Origin of the sequence: Myxococcus sp. XM-1-1-1 (genome assembly GCF_020037095.1) — a bacterium.
GTDB classification, from domain to species: domain Bacteria; phylum Myxococcota; class Myxococcia; order Myxococcales; family Myxococcaceae; genus Myxococcus; species Myxococcus fulvus.
Genome location: NZ_JAIQDH010000005.1, coordinates 14,618 through 31,281 on the forward strand (window position 1 = coordinate 14,618; position 16,664 = coordinate 31,281).

Sequence of the window (16,664 nt, forward strand, 5' to 3'; positions counted from 1 at the left end):
GGTCGCCCCGCGTGCTCACGCGCGCCGGGGCGGCTCCAGATCATCTCCAAGGACAAGACCATGGCCCGTTATACCGCGAGCGCTTGCCGTATCTGCCGGCGCGAAAACCTCAAGATGTACCTGAAGGGCGACCGCTGCTACACGGACAAGTGTGCCATCGAGCGCCGCCCGTATCCCCCCGGCCAGCACGGCCAGGGCCGCGTGAAGTTCTCTGGTTACGGCGTGCAGCTGCGCGAGAAGCAGAAGGTCAAGCGCATGTACGGCCTGCTGGAGAACCAGTTCCGCGGCTACTACCACCGCGCGTCCGCCGCCAAGGGCAAGACGGGTGAGAACCTCCTGCAGCAGCTGGAGCTCCGCCTGGACAACGTGGTGTTCCGCATGGGCTTCGCGGACACGCGCAACGAGGCGCGTCAGCTGGTGCGTCACGGCCACTTCCAGGTGAACGGCCGCAAGGTCAACATCCCCTCGTTCTCCATCAAGCCGGGCACGGCCGTCGAGGTGGTGGAGAAGAGCCGCAAGGTGCTCCGCATCTCCGAGGCGCTGGAGACGGTGGACCGCCGTGGCGTTCCGCAGTGGATCGACCTGGACAAGAAGGCGTTCAAGGGCACGGTTCGCACGGTCCCCAACCGCGAGGACCTGACCATGCCCATCCAGGAGCAGCTCATCGTCGAGCTGTACTCGAAGTAATCGTCCACGCCAGGCGCAATCTGGCGCCTGGAAGTGGAACCCAGCGCCCTGGCCGACGAGGCCGGGGCGTCGTGCTTTATCGCAGTCCCCTACGTGTCCATCCTCCCGCCGTGCTGGTGGGTAAGTCGGTGGTGGCGCACGTCTTCAGGAGCCGTACACCATGGCAGATACGTTCGTTGCGAAGAACTGGCGTGACCTCATCAAGCCGCGCCGGATGGAAGTGGACCAGGACAGCCTGACGCCCACCTACGGCAAGTTCGTCGCGGAGCCGCTCGAGCGCGGCTTTGGCACGACGCTGGGCAACTCGCTGCGCCGGGTGCTCCTGTCGTCGCTGCAGGGCGCGGCGATCACGTCCGTGAAGATCGAGGGCGTGGACCACGAGTTCACCACCATCCCCGAGGTGTCGGAGGACGTCACGGACGTCGTGCTGAACCTGAAGGAAGTCCTCCTTCGGATGCACACGAACGAGACGAAGACGCTGCGCATCGAGGCGGAGGGCCCCAAGGAGGTCAAGGCGGGTGACATCATCGCCGACGCCGACGTGGAGATCCTCAACCCGGGCCACCACATCTGCACCATCTCCGAGGGTGGCAAGCTCCGCATGGAGCTGACGTGCCGCCGGGGCCGTGGCTACGTGCCGGCCAACTCGAACAAGGTGGCGGGCTCGCCCATCGGCACCATCCCCATCGACTCGCTGTTCTCGCCCACGCGCAAGGTGAACTACCAGGTCACCAACGCCCGCGTCGGTCAGGTCACCGACTTCGACAAGCTGTCGCTCGAGGTCTGGACGGACGGCTCGGTGTCGCCGCAGGACGCGGTGGCGTACGCGGCGAAGATCATCAAGGAGCAGCTGACCGTCTTCGTGAACTTCGACGAGACCGAGGAGCCGGTCATCGCCGAGGCGCCGAAGGAGGAGGCGAAGCTCAACGAGAACCTGTTCCGCTCGGTGGACGAGCTGGAGCTGTCGGTTCGCTCGGCCAACTGCCTGCAGCAGGCGAACATCAAGACCATCGGCGACCTGGTGCAGCGCACCGAGGCCGAGATGCTCAAGACGAAGAACTTCGGCCGCAAGTCGCTCAAGGAGATCAAGGAGATCCTGGCGGAGATGGGCCTGTCGCTGGGCATGAAGCTGGAGAACTGGCCGCCGAAGCAGGCCCCGGCTCCCGCGGCGCCCAAGGCCTAGGTCTTTCGCGGTACGTGGTACTTTCCCCGCGCGCCCGCGACATGGCGGCAGGCGGCGCGCGGCGGGAAGGAGCCCGGTGAAGTCCTCCGGGTTCGACGAGCAGTGGTGGGCCTCGTGTCGGGTCCACCCTTCCCACCCGGTACCTGATACGGCCGGAGTGGTGGGTCCCCACGGGGGCCCGGAGCACGACGATGCGTCACAGGGTAGGACAGAGGAAGCTGCACCGCACCACGAGCCACCGGCTCGCGATGCTGAACAACATGGTCACCTCGCTGCTCGAGCACCAGGCCATCCGCACCACGCTTCCCAAGGCCAAGGAGGCCCGGAAGCTGGCGGAGCGCATCATCACGCTGGGCAAGCGTGGTGGGCTCTCCAACGTGCGCCTGGCGGCCCGGACCGTGAAGGACCGTGACGTGCTGAAGAAGGTCTTCAGCGAGTACAAGGACCGTTACGCCAACCGCCCCGGCGGCTACACCCGCATCGTTCGTCTCGGCTTCCGCCGGGGTGACGCCGCGGAGATGGCCCTGCTGGAGCTGGTGGATCGGCCCGAGAAGAAGGCCGCGCCCGCCGCCGAGGCTCCTGCGTCCACCGAGGAGACCAAGGCCGAGTAACGGCCGCCAGCCGCGCCCCTTCGCGAGGAGGGGCCGGTGGCAACGCGAGGGCGCTCTTCCCGCTGGGGAGGGCGCCCTTCGCTTTTGCGGGGCTACTTCTTGGGGCTCAGCAGGCGCTTCCACTCGTTGCGCAGGTCCTCGGTGAGGTTCGCGCTGTCGTCGTGGCTGCGCATCTCCAGCGTCTCGAAGCGCAGGTCCGCGGGGGCCGCGCCGCTGGTGCCCATGAGCTGCTTGGGGGTGATTGTCATGAACTCCCCCGCGCCCACGGACGCCACCGCCGCGCGGTACTGGCCGTTGACGATGAGGGTGACGTCCTTCCACTCCTCCTTGCTCTCGTTCCAGATGGTGATGGACGGGCGGTCCAGCTTGTCGCTGAGCACCAGGCGCGCGTCCATGTCACCCGTCTGCACGGAGCTGCCAGGGCAGGCGATGGCGAAGCTCGCCGCCGTCATCACCAGCCACCCGGCGACGATGGAGGCCTTGTACTTGAAGAACCTGTCGCGGTTGCTGAAGTCCGCCGCGAACTCCTTGAGGACGGAGAGCGCGTTGAGGGCCTGATTGGAGGCCTCGCCCGCGAGCCGCTTGCCCAACGGCCCATCCTGCTTCGACTTCTCCAGCGGCGCGGTGCGCGCGGCGGACATCACACGCATGCCGGGGCTCGTCGGCGTGCGCGGCATGCCCGGATTCGTCGGAGTGCGCGGCTGGGAGCCCGTGGGGGCGGCCGTGCTCGGAGACTTGCGACCTTCGCTCATCGGAACTCGAAGTGTAGAGGGCCGGGCCCGTCGGTGGCTACTGGCCCTTGAGGCTTTGCAGCGCGCGCGAAGCCATTGCGTTCTCCGGCTGCGCTTCCAGCACCTTGGAGAGCCAGCGCTCCGCCTCCTCGGCCGCCGCCTTGCGCACCTGCGGGCGCGTGGACTTCAGCGTCTGCTCGGTGAAGAGCAGCCCCAATCGCAGCGTGAACTCGACGTTCTCCGGGTCCTTTTCGACCACGTGGCGCAGCTCGCGCTCGGCGGCGGGGTAGTCCCCCTCGAGCTGGTACACGAGGGCGAGCTTGCCGCGCGCGGGGAGGGAGTCGGGCGTGAGCGACACCGCGACGGTGAACGCCTCGCGCGCCGCGGGCAAATCCCGCCGCTCCAGGTGCAGGTCTCCCAGGCGGAACCACGCCGCGTCCAGGAGAGGGTGCAGCGCGACGGCCTTCTCGAACGAGCCGCGCGCCGCGTCGGGGCGCTGGCGGGCCGCGTAGAGCTCGCCCAGGTACAGGTGGTTCTTCCCGTCGCGCGGGGCGCGCTCGATGGCCTGCTTGAACTCGTCCACCGCGCGGCCCGCGTCGTCCAGGCGCTGATAGGCCAGGCCCAGCAGCGAGTGGAGCACCGCCAGGTCCGGGTAGTCGTGCAGCACCTCCTCGAAGGCGAGGATGGCGTGCTGCGGGGCGTCCAGGTCGTTGAGGTAGCGCAGGCCCTCTTCCAGCTTGGCCTCGGCGGCCTTGGGGATGCCTCCGAAGGGGTCGCTGATCTGCTCCATCAGCGCGCGCGCCGTGGCCACGTCCGCGGCCGAGGGGCGGCCTCGCACCACGACGCCGAGCGCCTCCACCGCGCCCGGGGAGTCCCCGGTGCGATGCAGCGCCTTGGCCAGCGGCAGGCGCCACGCGGTGCGCTCCGGCGCGAGCAGGGCCGCGCGGCGCAGCGGCTCCACGGCGGCGGGGTACTGCTCGGACTCGAGGCGGGCGACGCCCAGGCGGTAGTGGTACTCGGCCGTGTCCGGGGCGAGGGCGATGGCGCGCTCGAAGGCGGCCACGGCGGGGGCGCCGGCGTCCCTCGCGCGGGAGAACAGGGCCAGGCCCAGCATGTACTGGTCCACGGCGCGCTCACCCGTGGCGATGCGCCCCTGCAGCTCCTGGATCCACGCGTCCGCGCGGCCCGCCTTCACCTGGGCTTCCGTCAACGTGCGCGCGACATCCAGGTCCTCGGGGGAGCGGGCATGCAGGTCCGCGAGAATCCCGAGGGCCTTCTGGGGCTGGTTCTCCTCCAGGTAGGCCCGCGCGCGGGAGCGCTCGTCGGTGGGGGCCTCGGCGCCCGTCTTCGTGGCGGAGGTGTGGCCGCAGCCAGCGGCGAGGAGTCCCAGACCCAGCACGGCGGCGCGAGCCCAGGGGCGGAAGCGGAAGGCGGGAGTCATCGTCACGGAGCGTGTCTCAGGGAATGAGGGAGGCGTGGGCGGAGCCGACGCCCTCGTGGCCGGCGGAGGCGATGGCGTCCTCGCGGTCGCCGCCCTTGCCGCCCATCGCCAGGTTGTCCGCGATGATGGCCTCGCGCACGGCCCGGGCCAGGCCCTCGCGATCATTCTCCGCGAAGCCCGTGGTGTCGATGGGCTTGCCCACCCTCACGCGGATGGGGCCGGGGGTGATGTTCCAGCTGTCCTTGGGCATGAGGTCCCCGGAGCCCTCGATGGTGACGGGGCAGATGGGGACGCGGGCCTTGAGCGCGAGCGCGAAGGGGCCCTTCTTGAAGGGCAGCACGCGGCCATCCGAGGAGCGGGTGCCCTCCGGGTACAGGAAGATGCTGGTGCCCCCGCGAATCTTCGCCGCGGCCGCCTCCAGGGAGCTGATGGCCTTGGCGCGGTTGGAGCGGTTGATGAAGACGTGGCCGCCCAGCGCCAGGTACCAGCCGATGAGCGGCACCCACTTGAGCTGATCCTTGGCCACGAAGCGGAAGGGCACCGGCACCGCCATGAAGTGGGCCGGGATGTCGATGGTGGACTGGTGGTTGCCCACGTAGATGGTGGGGCGCTTGGGGTCCACGTTCTCCTGGCCGGAGACCTCCAGCCTCGCGCCACCGGCCCACAGGAGCACCGGGGACCACAGCTCGCGGACGACCCACAGCGCGCTCGAGGAGCGCAGCGTGACGAGCATCGCGACGAGGGTCAGGGGAAAGCAGACGAGCGTCCAGACTCCAGCGGTCAACATGCAGAAAAGCTTGCGCATCCCTCGGCCCCCTCCTCGGGGCCGGCTCGACGCCCAGGCAGAGGCCTGGACCCGAGGGCAGTCCCGCCGCGAGATGTCCTGTCCCGAACGTCCAGACGGGCGGCCGCACCCTGGGTGGTGGCGGCTCCCGGGACGTGGCGGGACGGTGAGGGCGGGGGCATGCACTTCTTCTACCACGAGCCTTCCGTACCTTGTTGCTGGTGTGCTCCGCTCGCCGGGGTTACAAGCAGGGGTGGCTTGGCCAGGAAAAAGTTCATCGCCATCGCGGGCAACATCGGCGCCGGGAAGACGGAGCTCACGTCCTTCTTGTGCCGGAAGTACGGGTTGACTCCGTCCTTCGAGCCCAATGACCAGAACCCCTATCTCGCGGACTTCTACAAGGACATGAAGACGTGGGCGTTCCGCTCACAGCTCTTCTTCCTCACGCACAAGTTCCGCCTCCACCGGGAGTTGGAGCGCACCTCCGGTACCGTGTTGCAGGACCGCACCCTCTACGAGGACGCGGAGATCTTCGCGAAGAACCTCCACCGCCAGCGGCTCATCGACAAGCGGGACTGGAAGACGTACTGCGAGCTGTACGAGACCATCTCCGAGTCGCTGCGGCCCCCCGACTTGATGATCTACCTGCGCTGCCCGGTCCCGACGCTCAAGGCGCGCATCCGCCTGCGCGGCAGGTCCATGGAGAAGGACATCCCCACCCGCTACCTCCAGCGCCTCAATGCCCTGTATGAGGAATGGTTCGGTGCCTACCGGTTGTCTCCAGTGCTGGTGCTGGCCACCGACAAGCTCGACTACCTGACCAACCTGGTGGACCGCGTGGACCTCTTTCAGCAAATCGAGAAGCACCTGTGATGGAGGTCTACCTCCTGGCGACCGAGCAGGAAGGGCCCGTGCCGTTGGATGCCCTGCGGGCCTCGTTCGCGACCGATGAGGTGGAGTTCACCCCGGACGAGGATGCGCAGGGGTTCGTGCTCCGGGCGGACAGCTCGGAGGTGCGGGTCCGGCTGACCGTGGGCCCCCAGGAGCTGCCGAAGTTCAACAAGGCGGCCTACAGCGGCAGTCCGGAGGCCTTCGCCAGGCTGGGCAAGGCGCGCGCGTACTACCACCTGTCCCTGGAGCCCGGTGGGGCGCAGCCCACGCTGCCGGTGTTCGAGGCGCTCTGGGCGGTGCGCACGCTGCTGGAGCACGTGCCCGGCGTCCTGGTGGACCTGGCGGCCTACAAGCTGCACGAGCCCGAGGACGTGGTGGAGATCACCGAGCTGGACTTCGACATCCGGGACCACGTGCACCTGCACGCGGTGGAGGTGACCGAGGGCGACACGCCCCTGTGGGTGCACTCGCACGGGATGGAGAAGTTCGGGGCGAGGGATTTGGAGATCTTCCACCTGGCGGAGCAGGACCTGCTGCCGGCGGAGAGCTTCCTGCACGAGCTGTGCACGGACCTGGCCTTCGGGCAGGGGCCGGCCTTGCGCTCGCAGGTGGGCACCAGCGAGGGCCAGGCTTTCATGGTGGTGCCGTCGGAGGAGGCCCGGGCGAACCTGCTCGGCGTGCCGCTGGAGACCTTCGAGGGGCATGAGGGGCTGTTCCTCACGGTGGTGTCACCCCTGGGGCGGCACAACACGTCCCAGCTGTTGGCACCCTACCGGGAGCGCTTCTCGCAGGAGCCGGAGGAGCAGACGGAGTCCATGCGCCGCGAGGCCCAGGCGCTGCTGCCGGCGTTCCTGGCGCGCTTCCAGCGCCGGGGGCTGATGGAGCCGCTCACCTTCCTCGTGCGGGCGCCGTTCGATACCCACCCGGATGGGAACAAGGTGGTGGAGAACCTGTGGCTGGAGCTGATGGCCCGGGACGACGGCAGCCTCGTGGGCAAGCTGGTGGATGGCGCGGTGCACACCACGGAGTGGCGCAAGGGCGCCCACGTGGAGGTCGAAGAGACCCAGGTCAACGCGCTGGCGCTCAGCCGCGAGGGCCGGGCCCTGGACGAGTCCGAGATCCGGGCCCTGCTCAACGCGGAACGACCGATGTAGTGCGACGCGGCTCCGCTTGCCCGCGTCGTCCAGGGCGCTAGGCTCGCGCGCCGCATGCCCGCACTCCTGCTGCTCACCGGCCCGTCCGCGGGGCGCCATTACGAGGTGCTCTCGGACATGGCCATCGGCCGCAGCCCGTCCTGTGAAATCCCCCTGCGGGATGACCAGGTGTCGCGCAAGCATGCCCAGCTCACCGTGCACGAGGGGCAGGTCCGGCTGACGGACCTGGACTCGCGCAACGGGACACTCGTCAACGGCGCTCGCATCAGCGGGCAGGTGGTGCTGCAGCCGGGAGACCGCGTCCGCGTGGGCTCCACGATGGCCGTCTTCGAGCCGGCGCCGGTGACGCTGGTGGAGGGCGGGCCGACGTCACCAGGGCATGTGCCCATCGAGGAGGTGCTGCCTCACGTCGGCGCGGCGGCGGCGCTGTACTCGGCGGGCACCGCGCTCCTGGGCGCCACCAGCGAGGCCATGGTGCTGCGCAGGCTGGCGGACGAGACGGCGCGCGCGCTCAGCGCGGACCGGGCGGCGGCGCTGCTCGGGAGCAACACGGGCCTGCTCACCGCGGCGGTGTCGGGCGCGGACGCGGTGGCGGTGCCCCGCTCGCTCGCGCAGGTGGCGCTGGACCGCAAGGAGCTGGTGCAGGCGGAGACGGAGATGTGCGCGCCGCTGGTGGCCTCGGGGGGCATGCCGTTCGGCGTGCTCTATGCGACGCGGGCGGACTCGTCGTTCACCGGTGGAGAGGGACAGCTGCTCGCCGCGCTGGGGCGGTTGGGGGGCGAGGCGTATACGGCGGTGCGCTCGCGGGTGGAGGCGGAGGCGCCGGTGCCCTTGCTGCTTGGCACGTCCAGGCCGCTGCGCGCGCTCGCGGATGCGGCGCGACGGGCCGCCAACAGCGCAGCGCCAGTGGTGCTGCATGGCGAGCCGGGCACGGGCAAGACGCTGCTGGCTCAAGTCATCCATGCCCGCTCTCCGCGCGCGCTGGAGCCCCTGGTGACGGTGGACTGTCGTCTGCCACAGGCCGCCGTGGAGGAAGCCCTGTTCGGCCGCGCCAGCGCGCCGGGACAGCCTCCGGTGGCGTCCGCGTTGCTGCGCGCGGACCGGGGCTCGCTGCTGCTCCAGCACGTCGAGGCGCTGCCTCGCGCCACGGCGGAGCGACTGGTGCGGCTGCTGGCCCGGAGGACGGCCCCCGCGCGGCAGGGCGGCGAGGAGCCCGTGGACGTGCGGCTGCTCGTCACGTCGTTGGCGCCGGTGGCGGCGCTGGGCTCCAAGGGCGAGGTGGACGCGGCCCTGGCCCGGGCGCTGATGGGCTTCGAGCTGGAGGTGCCGGCGCTGCGGGAGCGGCGCGCGGATGTGATGGCGCTGCTCGAGGGGTTCCTCGCGCGGGCCTCGCGTCGGGTGCGCCGTGAGCCGCCGACGCTGGGGCCCGATGCCCGCCGGCTGCTGACGGACTACCCCTGGCCCCACAACGTGCGGGAGCTGGAGCTCGTGGGCGAGCGGCTGGGGTTGCTGTACGCCGGTGCTCGCGTGGGCGCGCTGCACCTGCCGCCCGAGGTGCAGCAGGGCGCGGCGGCGAGTGATGCGCAGACGCTCCAGGCCCGTGTCGGGAGGCTCGAGCGCGACGCCATCGCGGAGGCGCTGCGTGAGGCGGGCGGCAAGAAGGTGAAGGCCGCGGCGCTGCTCGGCATCAGCCGGCCCACGCTGGACAAGAAGATCGAGGAGTACGGCCTGTCGGTGGAGCGCGGACGGCGAGGCGAGGACGGGCGCTGACGGCCGGCGCGGCTTGGTTTCCGGCCCCGCGCTGTCAATCCTCGACGCGAACCAAGGCGAAGGGCCTCAAGCGGGCCGCGAGCCGAGGACGGACGCGGTGCTGCCTCGAGGTGGAGGGGCGCTCAACGACTCACGGGTATCGCGATGTGGCTGGGGCCGAGGCTCCGCGGCTCACTCCAGCAGGCGCCCTTGCTGCCTCGGAACCCTCTCGGTCGCGCCGAGGGAACGGGAGATGCGTCGAGGGGCGTGATGGTCGTCCGCTCACTTCCTGCGGCTGAGCAGCACGCCCCCGAGGATGAGCACCGCGCCCAGGGCCTGGAGCCACGTGGGCCGCTCGCCGCGCACGCCCCACGCCGTGAGCGCCGCCACCACGGGCACGCCCGTGTTGTAGAGCGACGCGCGGGCGCTGCCGACCTGCTGCACGGTACGGCCCCAGATGAAGTAGCTGAGCACCAGCGGCACCAGCGCCGAGTACACCACGCCGGCCCACGCCCCGAAGCCGATGCTCCCGACGTCCAGCGCGAGCACCTCCGGCACTCCCGCGAGCACCACGCCCGGCGCCCCCGTCAGCATGGTGATGGCGGTGATGCGCAGCGCCGACACCTCGTTGCCCACCGAGCGGATGCCCACCGTGTAGAGCGCCCAGCACGCGCACGCCCCCAGGATGAGTCCGTCGCCCAGTCGCGTCCCCGTTCCCAGCGACGGGCCTCGCGCGGCGACCACCAGCACCATCCCCACCACCGCCAGCGACATGCCCATCACCAGCGGACGGCCTGGACGCTCCACGCCCAGCACCGCGCCCAACGCCGCCACCAGCACCGGCGTCACCGCCGTCAGCAGCCCGCTGTTCGCCGCCGTGGTGTTCGCCAGGCCCAGGATGAAGCACAGCTGGTACAGCGTGTTTCCCACCAGCCCCAGCGCCGCGAGCTTGAGGAACACCGGCCGGCTCAGCGGCTTCCAGCCCTCCACCACGAGCAGCAGCGCGGCCATGGCCACCGAGGCGATGGCGAAGCGCACCGCCATGAAGGCGAGCGGCGGAATCGTTCCCAGCGCCTCCTTCACCACCGTGTAGTTGGTGCCCCAGACAACGACGACACACAGGATGGCCACGTCGTTCGCGGAGAAGGTGCGAGGCGGCGCGGCGGGAGCGCTGGCGACAGTCGTGGACACGGCGCGCGAGGGAATAAGGCCCGGCACTCCCGCGTGCAAGCCGACGTTTCCGCGCGCGCCTGGCTTGTGCCCCAACGACAGCCATGGCTTAACCGCGCGTCATGGACCTACGCTTTTCGGACGAGGTGCGTCGCGCCCTCGACTCGCGCCAGCCTGTGGTCGCGCTCGAGACGAGTGTGGTGGCTCAGGGGCTTCCCTATCCGGACAACCTCGCCGCCGCTCGCGCCTGTGAAGAGGCCATCCGCCGCGCGGGCGCCGTGCCCGCCGCGACCGCCGTGGTCGATGGTCAGGTGTGCATCGGCCTGCAGGACGCGCAGCTGCGTCGGCTCGCCGAGGGCAAGGAGAAGCTGCTGAAGCTCGGCTCTCGTGACCTGGCCATCGCCGTGGCCACGCGCGCCACGGGCGGCACCACCGTCAGCGCCACGTGCGAGCTGGCCGCCGCGGCCGGCATCCGCGTCTTCTCCACGGGCGGCATCGGCGGCGTCCATCGGGGCGCCTCCGAGCACTGGGACATCTCGCAGGACATCGCCGCGCTGGCGCGCTTCCCCGTGGCCGTGGTGTGCGCGGGCGCCAAGTCCGTGCTGGACCTGCCCAAGACGATGGAGCTGCTGGAGACCGCGGGTGTGCCCGTCATCGGCGTGGGAACGCGCGAGCTCCCGTCCTTCCACAGCCGCGAGTCCGGCATCCAGCTGGAGCACAGCGTGGGGGACGTGGCGACGGCCGCGCGCATCGCTCGCGCTCGCTTCGAGACGCTGGGGCAGGGAGGGGTGCTCTACACCGTGCCGCCGCCGGAGGAGACGGCGCTGCCCAAGCACGAGGTGGAGCTGCAGATCGCCTCCACGCTGGCGGAGGCGGAGCGTCAGGGCATCCGTGGCAAGGACGTGACGCCGTTCCTGCTGCGCGAGCTGGGCAATCGCACGGGAGGCAAGACGCTCAAGGCCAACCTCGCGCTGCTCGCCAACAACGCCCGCTTCGCCGGACAGCTCGCCGTGGCCTACGCGCGCGGGGACTGAGCCCGCGCGCCCGGGCCCGCGTCGTCTACTCCTGGAACCAGCGCATCATCGTCTCGAGCTCGCGGCGGTCCACCTCGTCGAAGGTGGACTTGCTCGCGGAGTCGATGTCCAGCACGGCGATGAGCTCGCGGTTCTTCCCGTACACGGGCACGACGATCTCCGACGCGGAGCGCGCGTCACAGGCGATGTGCCCCGGGAAGGCGTGCACGTCCGCCACCACCTGCGTCTCGCCCTTCTCCGCGGCCGTGCCACACACGCCCTTGCCGAACTTGATCTCCAGGCACCCCAGCGTGCCCTGGTAGGGGCCCACGCGCAGCAGCTTGCCCGGCGTCACCACCCGGTAGAAGCCCGTCCACAGGTGGCCGAAGGCGTGGTGGATGAGGCAGCTCATCGTCGCCATGCCGGCGATGGGGTCGTCGATACCCGCGAGCGCGGCCTTCACATGCTGCTGAAGCTCCTCGTACGCCTGCGCCTTGGGAACCGCGGTCAGGTTCAGCGTGATTTCCGCCATGATGGGCTCCTCGAGCCAAGGGCTTGCGCACCCACGAGTCAGCCCCGGGGGCGGTCAACGTCCCGCTTCATAACCTGAATCCCATGTCGTGCAGGAGGCTCCATGGAAACGCTCCTTCTTGATGCCAATACCTGGCTGCTCGTCCTCACCGGCGCCGGCGTCTCCGCCGAGAGCGGAGTGCCCACCTTCCGAGGAATGAACGGCTTGTGGGAGGACCAGCCCGTGACGGAGGTGGCCTCGCCGCGGGGCTTCGCCAAGGACCCGATGCGGGTGTGGCGCTTCTACTCACAGCGCCGGGCTGGAGCAGCCGACGTCTCGCCGAACCCGGGCCACGAGGCCCTGGTCGCCTGGGAGCGCCACCTGGGAGACCGCTTCCTCCTGGCCACGCAGAACGTGGACGGCCTGCACCGCCGCGCCGGCAGCCAGCGCGTGGTGGAGATGCACGGCAACCTCTTCACCTCCCGCTGCAGCAACCCCGACTGCACGCGCCCCCCGTTCCCGGATACCACCGTGTACGCGTCCGGCACCGTGCCCGGCTGCAAGGAGTGTGGAGCCCTGCTGCGGCCTCACATCGTCTGGTTCGGGGAGCAGTTGGACCCCGACGACCTCACCCGCATCGAGTCCTTCGCGGTGAAGGCGATGCGCTCGGGCGGGCGCCTCGTCTTCCTCGCGGCCGGCACGTCCGGCGCCGTGTATCCCGCGGCGGGCATGGTGGACAACGTGCGGGCCGCGGGCGGAGAGACGTGGCTCGTGAACCTGGATGCGTCGGAGAACGCCTCCAGCTTCGAGCACTTCGTCCAGGGCAAGAGCGGTGAGGTGCTGCCGAAGCTGGGCCGGCTCGTCTGAAGCCCCCGTCGTGCGGCGCGGCTCCCCGTGAGGTGACGGGGAGCCCGGGCCACGACTCACTCGAAGACGTTGATCTCCTGCCCGGAGTTGGTCGGCCGGGTGGGGCGCGGCTTGGGCGGCGTGGCGGCGCGGATGGGCTCCAGCGACACGTCCACCGTCTGGCTGTCTCCCGCGACGCGGCTGAAGTTGAGCGAGCGCTCCTCCGACTTGTGGTTCGCCAGCCGGAAGGTGAGCTGGTGCGACTTGTCGCGCGGGAGCATCAGCTCGATGGGGGTGGTGCCGATCTGCTCCTCACCCTCGAAGATGGCGGCGCCCGCCGGCGACGAGTTGAACTTCACCCGGATGGACTGCGCCGCGGCCTGCGTGGGCGGCGTGTTCGCCGTCGTCGGCGGAGGGCTCGTGGGACGATCTCTCGGGACCTCGACGACCTGCGTGGGGGGCGTCTTGGAGCCGCCCTGGCCTCCGATGACCACCGCGGCGGCGATGCCGATCAGCAGCAGCGGCACCACCACGAGAGCCGCCTTCTTGCCCGTGGACATGCCCTCCGGCGCGGGGGGCTCGGGAGGCGGGGCCTGGACCGGCGCGGGGCGAGGCGGGCCCTGGCGGACGCGGCTGGGAGATGAGCCGCTGCCTCCAGGCACTCCCGCCTGGCTGCGGGCCACGACGACGTTGGACGGCGTGGAGCCCCGGCCCGGTGCGCCGCCGGCGCGAGACCGCACGCCACTGCCGCTGCCCGCGGAGGGACGTCCGGCGCGGCTGCTGGCCCGGCTGCCGCTGCCGCGCTCGTTGACGCCGGAGGAGGAGCCGCCGCTGGGCATCGCGTCGAACTGCTCGGGCGTCGCGTCCGCGACCGAGTCCATCATCGCGTCGATGAACTCCTGCGCGTTCTGGTAGCGGTCGTCCTTCTCGGGCGCGAGCGCCTTGCGGAAGAACGCGTCCAGCGCGGGCGGGACGGGGGCGCCCTGGCGCTTGGTGTTGACCGCGGGCACCTGCTGCGTGAGCGACGCGGTGAGCGCCTTGCGCACGGTGTTCGCGCCGAACGGCGAGCTGCCCGTGAGGCAGAAGTAGAGCACGCCCGCCATCGAGTACAGGTCCGAGCGCTGGTCCACGGACTCACCGCCGGCCTGCTCCGGCGGCATGTACTGGGGCGTGCCCAGCACCTGGCCGGTGGAGGTGAGCTGCTCCTCCTCCTCGGCCTCGAGCGCCTTGACCAGACCGAAGTCCAGCACCTTGACGAAGTCCCGCCCGCCCAGGTCCTGCACCATGATGTTGTGGGGCTTCAGGTCGCGGTGGACGCAGCCCTCGGCGTGCGCGTGCGCGAGACCCTGGGTGGCCTGCTCCAGGAGGCTCGTCGCGCGGCGCAGGGACATGGGCCCCTCTCGCTTGACGACCTCCTTGAGGCTCTCGCCCTGGAGCAGCTCCATCACGTAGTAGCAGGTGCCGTCGGGGGCGCGGCCGAAGTCGAAGATGGTGATGACGTTCGGGTGGCGCAGGCGGCTGGCGATCTCCGCCTCGCGGCGGAAGCGCTCGAAGAACTGGGGCGCGGCGGCGAGCGACGGGTTGAGCGTCTTGACGGCGACGGGGCGCTGCACCGACGTCTGGGTGGCGCGGAACACCATGCCCATGCCGCCCTGGCCGAGCACGCTCTCAATCTTGTAGCGGCCATCGAGCACCTGGCCGATGAGCTGGAGGCTCTGGCCTGCGCAGAGGTGGTCGACGCCGTCGGTGCTTCCGCAATGGGGACAGGGGGCAGCCATGTGGGGCCGGAGTATAGGCAGGCCCCGGGCGGGTCCGGAAAGGGGGCGTTGGGCCGCAGGGCCTCCGGGCAGGCATCTGCGCCATTTCCCGAGGCGCCGGAGGCTGTTACATCCCCGCCCGCCATGAGCCTCGTCATCGCCCAGGACCTCAGCCTCTCCTATGGGAAGAAGGTCCTCTTCGACAGCGACAACTTCACCCTCGGCCCCAAGGACCGTGTAGGCCTCGTGGGGGCCAACGGGACGGGGAAGAGCACCCTGATGAAGATTCTCGCGGGGGTGCTCCAGCCGGACTCGGGGACCTTGACGTACCGGCGCCGCGCGCGGTGGGGGTATCTGCCCCAGGAGATCGCCGGCCTGCCGGAGGGCACGGTGGTGGAGGCGGTGATGAGCACCGTCCCCGGGCGCGACTCGCTGGAGGTGCGCCTGAAGGACACCGAGGAGGCGCTCGCGGCGGCCACCGACGAGGAGGAGCAGCTCGAGCTGGCCCAGTCCCTGGCCGACCTGCACGCGGAGCTGGACGACTTCGAGAACCGCTTCGGGAAGCACCACGCCGAGCGCATCCTCAAGGGCCTGGGCTTCAGGGACCTGGACCTGGCCAAGCCCACGTCGGCGCTGTCGGGCGGCTGGCGGATGCGCGCGGCGCTGGCGGGCCTGCTCCTCCAGGACCCGGACCTGTTGCTGCTCGACGAGCCCACCAACCACCTGGACGTGCCCACGCTGGCCTGGTTCGACGGCTTCTTGCGCCGCTCGAACAAGGCGCTGGTGCTCATCTCCCACGACCGCGACTTCCTCAACCGGCAGATCGACCGGGTGGTGTCGCTGGAGCTGGAGGGCGTGCGCGAGTACGCGGGCAACTACGACGACTACAAGCGCCTGCGCGCGGAGGAGAAGGAGCTCCTGAAGGCGCGCGCCGAGAAGGTCGAGGCGCGGCGCGCGGAGCTGCAGGGCTTCATCGACCGCTTCGGCGCCAAGGCCACCAAGGCGAAGCAGGCGCAGAGCCGCGCGAAGATGCTGGAGAAGCTGGAGAAGGTGCACGTCCTGGAGGAGCGCTCGACGATGCGCTTCCGCTTCCCGGAGGTGGATCGGAGCGGCCGGGACGTGGTGACGCTGGAGCGCATCACCAAGAAGTACGGCGCGCAGACGGTGTACGACGGCCTCACGGGCCGGGTGGAGCGCGGGCAGCGCATCGCCGTGGTGGGCGCCAACGGCGCGGGCAAGACGACGCTCCTGAAGATGGTGGCGGGGGAGCTGGCGCCGGACACGGGCACGGTGACGCTCGGGCACAACGTGGTGGTGGGCTATTACGCGCAGCACCACGCGGACAAGCTCGACCGGCAGAACACCATCATCGAGGAGGTGCGGCCCCTGGCGGCGGACAAGCCGGAGAGCTACGTGCGCGGCGTGCTGGGCGCGTTCCTCTTCAGCGGTGACGACGTGGACAAGCCCATCGGCGTGCTCAGCGGTGGTGAGCGCGCACGCGTGGCGCTGGCCAAGCTGCTGCTGGTCCCCTCCAACTTCCTCTTGATGGACGAGCCCACCAACCACCTGGACCTGGACTCGTCCGAGATGCTGATTGAAGCGCTCAAGGGCTACGGCGGCACGCTGCTGTTCGTCAGCCACAACCGCAGCTTCATCAACGGGCTGTCGTCGCACGTCTGGGAGGTGGCGGAGGGCAAGCTGACCCCGCACCCGGGCAACCTGGACGACTACCTGTACCACCAGGAGCAGCAGCGACTGGAGGCGGAGGCCGCGGCGGCTGGCGCGTCACGCGGAGGGGAGAAGGTGTCCTCCGGGCCCGTTTCGGAGAAGGACCGCAAGCGACTGGAGGCCGAGGCGCGCCAGCGTCGCAGCGTGGTCGAGGGGCCGCTCAAGAAGGAGATCGCGAAGCTCGAAGAGCAGATCGCCAAGGTGGAGGCGGAGCAGAAGGAGCGCGAGGCGCAGCTCGCGGACCCCGTGCTCTACAACGACTTCGCGCGCGCCAAGCCGCTGATGGATGCGCACCGCGCGGGCAAGGAGTCGCTGGAGGACCTCTACGCGCGCTGGGAGGCGGCGCAGGAGAAGCTGGCGGAGGCGACGGCGTCGTTGGGCTGAGCCGTCCGTGAAACGCGGGTCCGC

General features: G+C 70.4%; 15 protein-coding genes. 9 read left to right on the forward strand and 6 right to left on the reverse strand.

Annotation, left to right across the window (positions count from 1 at the left end):
• The first annotated feature begins 60 nt into the window (after nt 1-60).
• The 3 genes from rpsD (at nt 61) to rplQ (ending at nt 2,481) form a co-directional block, all read left to right on the forward strand.
• Nucleotides 61-687, forward strand: coding sequence for a 30S ribosomal protein S4 (gene rpsD / locus K8640_RS12550; RefSeq protein ID WP_015350163.1), 627 nt, complete (start codon nt 61-63; stop codon nt 685-687).
• Between the two features lie 160 nt (nt 688-847).
• A complete protein-coding gene (locus K8640_RS12555) occupies nt 848-1,870 on the forward strand; it encodes a DNA-directed RNA polymerase subunit alpha (protein ID WP_141327447.1) in 1,023 nt (340 codons plus the stop codon).
• A 191-nt stretch (nt 1,871-2,061) separates the two neighbouring features.
• The gene (rplQ, locus tag K8640_RS12560; RefSeq protein ID WP_046714281.1) at nt 2,062-2,481 is read left to right on the forward strand and encodes a 50S ribosomal protein L17; all 420 of its coding nucleotides are present in this window, start codon (nt 2,062-2,064) and stop codon (nt 2,479-2,481) included.
• Nucleotides 2,482-2,573: 92 nt separating this feature from the next.
• On the opposite strand, the gene K8640_RS12565 is transcribed toward rplQ, so the two are convergent.
• Genes K8640_RS12565 through K8640_RS12575 form a run of 3 tightly spaced genes read right to left on the reverse strand, consistent with a single transcriptional unit; the run spans nt 2,574 to nt 5,458 of the window.
• The gene (locus tag K8640_RS12565) at nt 2,574-3,233 is read right to left on the reverse strand and encodes a hypothetical protein (protein ID WP_223747258.1); all 660 of its coding nucleotides are present in this window, start codon (nt 3,231-3,233) and stop codon (nt 2,574-2,576) included.
• Between the two features lie 37 nt (nt 3,234-3,270).
• The gene (locus K8640_RS12570) at nt 3,271-4,653 is read right to left on the reverse strand and encodes a lipopolysaccharide assembly protein LapB (RefSeq protein WP_223747476.1); all 1,383 of its coding nucleotides are present in this window, start codon (nt 4,651-4,653) and stop codon (nt 3,271-3,273) included.
• A 16-nt stretch (nt 4,654-4,669) separates the two neighbouring features.
• Nucleotides 4,670-5,458 carry a 1-acyl-sn-glycerol-3-phosphate acyltransferase gene (locus K8640_RS12575; RefSeq protein WP_223747259.1) on the reverse strand — a complete coding sequence of 263 codons (789 nt, stop codon included), beginning with the start codon at nt 5,456-5,458 and terminating at the stop codon, nt 4,670-4,672.
• 237 nt (nt 5,459-5,695) lie between these two features.
• On the opposite strand from K8640_RS12575, the gene K8640_RS12580 reads away from it, so the two are divergent.
• Genes K8640_RS12580 through K8640_RS12590 form a run of 3 tightly spaced genes read left to right on the forward strand, consistent with a single transcriptional unit; the run spans nt 5,696 to nt 9,252 of the window.
• Nucleotides 5,696-6,310, forward strand: a complete 615-nt coding sequence (locus K8640_RS12580) for a deoxynucleoside kinase (RefSeq protein WP_046714277.1) — start codon at nt 5,696-5,698, stop codon at nt 6,308-6,310.
• Nucleotides 6,310-7,482 (forward strand): DUF2314 domain-containing protein, encoded by a 1,173-nt coding sequence (locus K8640_RS12585; RefSeq protein ID WP_223747260.1) that lies wholly within the window; start codon nt 6,310-6,312, stop codon nt 7,480-7,482. Before K8640_RS12580 ends, K8640_RS12585 begins: the two co-directional genes overlap by 1 nt.
• Before the next feature lie 54 nt (nt 7,483-7,536).
• On the forward strand, nt 7,537-9,252 hold the full coding sequence (locus K8640_RS12590; RefSeq protein ID WP_223747261.1) for an FHA domain-containing protein: 1,716 nt from the start codon (nt 7,537-7,539) through the stop codon (nt 9,250-9,252).
• A 261-nt stretch (nt 9,253-9,513) separates the two neighbouring features.
• On the opposite strand, the gene K8640_RS12595 is transcribed toward K8640_RS12590, so the two are convergent.
• Nucleotides 9,514-10,422: a DMT family transporter gene (locus K8640_RS12595; protein WP_223747262.1), complete on the reverse strand. Its 909-nt coding sequence runs from the start codon at nt 10,420-10,422 to the stop codon at nt 9,514-9,516.
• A gap of 101 nt (nt 10,423-10,523) precedes the next feature.
• On the opposite strand from K8640_RS12595, the gene K8640_RS12600 reads away from it, so the two are divergent.
• A complete protein-coding gene (locus tag K8640_RS12600; RefSeq protein WP_223747263.1) occupies nt 10,524-11,435 on the forward strand; it encodes a pseudouridine-5'-phosphate glycosidase in 912 nt (303 codons plus the stop codon).
• A 25-nt stretch (nt 11,436-11,460) separates the two neighbouring features.
• Here the strand turns inward: K8640_RS12600 and K8640_RS12605 are convergent, their stop codons facing one another.
• Nucleotides 11,461-11,946, reverse strand: coding sequence for a GAF domain-containing protein (locus tag K8640_RS12605; protein WP_141327440.1), 486 nt, complete (start codon nt 11,944-11,946; stop codon nt 11,461-11,463).
• A gap of 102 nt (nt 11,947-12,048) precedes the next feature.
• Here K8640_RS12605 and K8640_RS12610 point away from each other — a divergent pair, with 102 nt between their 5' ends.
• Nucleotides 12,049-12,792, forward strand: coding sequence for an NAD-dependent deacylase (locus K8640_RS12610; protein ID WP_223747264.1), 744 nt, complete (start codon nt 12,049-12,051; stop codon nt 12,790-12,792).
• Between the two features lie 56 nt (nt 12,793-12,848).
• Here the strand turns inward: K8640_RS12610 and K8640_RS12615 are convergent, their stop codons facing one another.
• Nucleotides 12,849-14,417 (reverse strand): serine/threonine protein kinase, encoded by a 1,569-nt coding sequence (locus K8640_RS12615; protein WP_370640342.1) that lies wholly within the window; start codon nt 14,415-14,417, stop codon nt 12,849-12,851.
• Between the two features lie 255 nt (nt 14,418-14,672).
• Between K8640_RS12615 and K8640_RS12620 the strand changes: the two genes are divergently transcribed.
• The gene (locus K8640_RS12620) at nt 14,673-16,640 is read left to right on the forward strand and encodes an ABC-F family ATP-binding cassette domain-containing protein (protein ID WP_223747266.1); all 1,968 of its coding nucleotides are present in this window, start codon (nt 14,673-14,675) and stop codon (nt 16,638-16,640) included.
• The last annotated feature ends 24 nt before the right edge of the window (nt 16,641-16,664 follow it).